General features: G+C 43.6%; 3 protein-coding genes. 2 read left to right on the top strand and 1 reads right to left on the bottom strand.

The window, feature by feature from the left end; translation table 11 throughout:
* Positions 1 to 156: 156 nt before the first annotated feature.
* Both F6K53_RS45380 and F6K53_RS45375 read left to right on the top strand, forming a co-directional pair.
* A complete protein-coding gene (locus F6K53_RS45380) occupies positions 157 to 621 on the top strand; it encodes a VOC family protein (RefSeq protein ID WP_075896831.1) in 465 nt (154 codons plus the stop codon).
* Positions 622 to 644: 23 nt separating this feature from the next.
* Positions 645 to 818, top strand: coding sequence for a hypothetical protein (locus F6K53_RS45375; protein ID WP_293087786.1), 174 nt, complete (start codon positions 645 to 647; stop codon positions 816 to 818).
* Here the strand turns inward: F6K53_RS45375 and F6K53_RS45370 are convergent.
* A partial coding sequence (locus tag F6K53_RS45370; protein WP_293087784.1) for a peptide-methionine (S)-S-oxide reductase occupies positions 815 to 1,022 on the bottom strand: 208 nt, incomplete at its 5' end. The genes F6K53_RS45375 and F6K53_RS45370 overlap by 4 nt on opposite strands.

Below are 1,022 nucleotides of genomic sequence, written 5' to 3'. Positions count from 1 at the left end.
AACGACAGTTCTTGGGCTAAGATTTGAGAAAAAGTGCTCATGTTACCAGGAAAAGCAGAAATTAAAATAAATTTGAAATAAATTTAAACTAGCAAATTGAGAACGGTATAACCATTAATAATTAACAATTAACAGTTCAATTCACAACTAACAATTATGGTTTCTAGCCCTGAATTGATCAAACCTACCCTAAGTCCAGGTAGTCTCCGTCGAGTCCATCATATTGCTCTGAATGTGAAGGATATCCAAGCATCGCGCCACTTTTATGGTACAGTATTAGGCTTACATGAACTAACTGGAGAAGAAGTGCCCAGTACTTTGCGATCGCTAGTCGCAGCGGGAAAAGTCACTAACTTTGTTACCCCAGATGGCATTGTGGTGGATTTGTTTTCCGAGCCAGACCTATCACCACCCGATCCAGACCCCCATCGTGGCTTTACTCGGGTCAATCATCTCGCCTTTGATATCGATCCTCAGTTATTTGACCAAGCCGTAGAAGTGCTAAAACAAAATCAAATTCCCATCGATCATGGTCCAGTAACTCGTCCTACCGGCAGAGGTATCTATTTTTATGACCCCGATGGATTTATAGTTGAAATTCGCTGCGATGCGATTGAATGAGACTTGGCTGAAGCCCTTGGGTGGTGCGTTACGGGGCGGACTATCCCAACGCTGGCTACGAGGCGAAAAATAAGGGCAAGTCCGCCCCTAAGGCACCCTACGCACTACGCACTCCCGACTGTTCCCTGCTCCGAAGTCCCTGCTCCGAAGTCCCTGTTCCCTATTCCCTGTTCCCTATTATCTCCTACAATATCTAAGTTAAAGACCGCTGCTTCTTTTCAAAATACTGTTGATGATAGTCATCAGCTAAATAATAGTCCGAAGCTGGCTTAATTTCGGTAACAATATCCTTATCAAACTTACCAGAAACTTGCAGCTTTTGTTTTGACCGTCTTGCCAGCAATTCTTGTTCCTGATTGTGGAAAAATATCACCGATCGATACTGTTCTCCTCGATCAGGA

Source organism: Moorena sp. SIO4A1 (genome assembly GCF_010672065.1).
Taxonomy (GTDB): Bacteria; Cyanobacteriota; Cyanobacteriia; order Cyanobacteriales; family Coleofasciculaceae; genus Moorena.
The sequence above is the reverse complement of the archived record's forward strand: the minus strand, read 5'-3'. Positions and strand labels throughout refer to the sequence as shown.